This is a genomic window from Spongiactinospora gelatinilytica (genome assembly GCF_003236385.1).
In the GTDB taxonomy this organism is placed as follows: domain Bacteria; phylum Actinomycetota; class Actinomycetes; order Streptosporangiales; family Streptosporangiaceae; genus Spongiactinospora; species Spongiactinospora gelatinilytica.
Genome location: NZ_POUA01000606.1, coordinates 1 through 2,737 on the forward strand (window position 1 = coordinate 1; position 2,737 = coordinate 2,737).

2 protein-coding genes are annotated in these 2,737 nt (G+C 71.9%); both read left to right on the forward strand.

The genetic code is table 11. The features are described 5' to 3' along the window. On the forward strand, positions 1–1,014 hold a 1,014-nt coding region (gene add / locus C1I98_RS37575; protein ID WP_233508527.1), incomplete at its 5' end, for an adenosine deaminase. Between the two features lie 150 nt (positions 1,015–1,164). Then, positions 1,165–2,737, forward strand: a 1,573-nt coding sequence (locus C1I98_RS37580) for a S8 family peptidase (protein WP_111172011.1), incomplete at its 3' end; no start/stop codon positions are given.

Here is a 2,737-nt window from a genome sequence, read left to right on the forward strand (position 1 = left end):
GGTGGGGTGGATAGGCTGCCGGGCATGCGCGATGTCGCCGCTCTCCCCAAGGCCCACCTGCACGTACACCTGGAGAGCACGGTCAGGTGGGACACCCTTGCGCAGATCGCCGCCGCGAACGGCATGCCCGTGCCCGAGCGAGGCGACGGGCCGCCGGTCTTCGCCGGGTTCCGGCCGTTCGCCGACCGCAACGCGCTGGTCCGCCAGTGCCTGCGCACGCCCGCCGACTTCCGCAGGGTCGCCCGCGAGTTCTGCGCGGACGAGGCGGCATCGGGCACCCGGTACGCCGAGGTCACCTTCACCGCCGCCTCGCACGGCGAACGCCTCGGCGATCTGCGGATGCCGTTGCTCGCCGTGCTCGAAGGGCTGGCCGAGGGGCGGGAGGAGTACGGCGTGGAGTGCCGGGTGATCCTGGACCACTCGCGGCGGCGTTCGGTGGAACGCGCCTGGCGCACCCTCGAACTGGCCGTCGCCCACGCTGCGGACGGGGTCGTCGGCATCGGCATGGCGGGGGACGAGTCCTACCCGCTCACGCCGTTCGCGGACGTCTTCGCCGCGGCCAAGGACGCGGGCCTGCGGATCAGCCACCACGCCGGGGAGATGAACGGGGCGGGCAGCGTACGCGAGGCGATCGAGGCCGGCCGGGCCGACCGGCTCGGGCACGGCATCCGGGTGCTCGACGACCCCGACCTGGTGGCGGAGGTACGCGAGCGGGGCATCGCGCTGGAGGTGTGCCCGTCGTCCAACGTCGCGCTGGGCCTGGTGCCGTCGTGGCCCGCCCATCCGCTGCCGCGGCTGCGGGACGCCGGGCTGACGGTGACCATCAACACTGACACTCCGGTCATCATCGGCGTCACCTTGGCGGAGGAGTACGCGAGGGTGCGCGACGGGTTCGGCTACGGCGACGACGTGCTGGCCGAGCTGGCCCGGGCGTCGGTCACGGCGTCGTTCGCGGACGCGGCCACCGGGCAACGGCTGCACAAGGAGATCGACGCCTGGGCGGCCACCGGCTGAGATCCGGAAAGCCGTAAACACTCGCCGAATCGTAAAGAATCCCGGTCGCCTGGATATATCACACGTTGGTCCCGAATTCCGGTACGGCTGGCACTAAATGTGCTTTGACTTCACATTTACTCACATGTCCCGTGACACACGGAGGTATGTGTGAGACGCAGCATTCTGGTCGGCGCGACCGCCGCTCTCGCCCTGGCCGCGGCGCTGGTACCGGCTCAGGCCGCCCAGCAGCAGGCCCAGGAGTCGGAGTACGTGGTCCTTTACAAGGACGGCGCCGACGCCAGGACGGCCCACCAGGCCATCCAGGCGGCCGGTGGCACGCTGGTGGCGGAGAACGCCGCGATCGGGCTGGCCACGGTGACCACCACGAACGCCGATTTCCGGCAGGCCGTACAGGCCGGTGGCGTGATCGAGGGCGTCGCCCACAACCGTTCGATCGGATCGGCGCCCACCCGCGTGGTGCCCAGTGGCGCGGTGCGCAGGGCCATCGAGCGCAGGGCGGTGGAGAGGGCGGGCGACGGCGCGCCCGCGGCGACCGGCCACGGCGGGCCGTCCCGCCGCGGTGAGCCGTTGTCGCACCTGCAGTGGGATCTGAAGCAGATGCACGCCACCCCCGAAGGGTCCTACAAGTACGAGCAGGGCGACCGCGGCGTGCTCGTCGGCGTCCTGGACACCGGCGTGGACGGCTCGCACCCCGACATCGCGCCCAACTTCGACCGCGCGCTCAGCCGCAACTTCACCACCGACATCCCGGTGGACGCCGAGGGCGCCGAGGTGGACGGGCCCTGTGAGGAGGAACCCGACCGCTCCTGCGAGGACGCGGCCGACGTGGACGACAACGACCACGGCACGCACGTGGCCTCCTCCATCGCCGCCCCGATCAACCGGCTCGGCATCTCCGGCGTGGCCCCCAAGGTCAGGCTGGTCAACCTGCGCGCCGGCCAGGACTCCGGCTACTTCTTCCTGCAGCCCACCGTGGACGCGCTGACGTACGCGGGCGACCACGGCATCGACGTGGTCAACATGAGCTACTACGTGGACCCGTGGCTGTTCAACTGCACCGACAACCCCGCGGACTCCCCGGCCGACCGCGCCGAGCAGCGCACCATCATCACGGCGGTGCAGCGGTCGCTCGCGTACGCGCACGACCGGGGCGTCACGCTGGTCTCGGCGGCGGGCAACGAGGCCGGCGACTACACCAAGACCCTGCTGGACGCCTCCAGCCCCGACTTCGCCAGCGAGCCCGGCGAGGTGCCCCGCCAGCGGACGATCCCGCCGAGCTGCCTGTCCCTGCCCGGCGAGGACCCGCGCGTGCTGGCCGTGTCCGCGACCGGGATCAGCGGGCGCAAGGCGTACTACTCCGACTACGGCAACGGCTACGTGGCCATCGCCGCCCCCGGCGGCGACGTGTACGACACGCCGGGCGGCACGCGGGACGTGTCCCTGGCCACGCTGGCCGCCTATCCCCAGGCGCTGGCCGAGGAGCGCAACCAGCTCAACCCGGACGGCACGCCCAACGTGCCGCACATCCTGCGTGACTGCCGGGGCGGCACCTGCGCCTACTACATCTACGCGCAGGGCACGTCGATGGCCTCGCCGCGGGCGGCGGGCGTGGCGGCGCTGATCGTGAGCAAGTACGGCAAACGGGACCGCAGGCACGGCGGCAAGACGCTCAGCCCCGCCGTGGTGGAACGGGTGCTGAAGGCGACGGCCACCAGGGCCG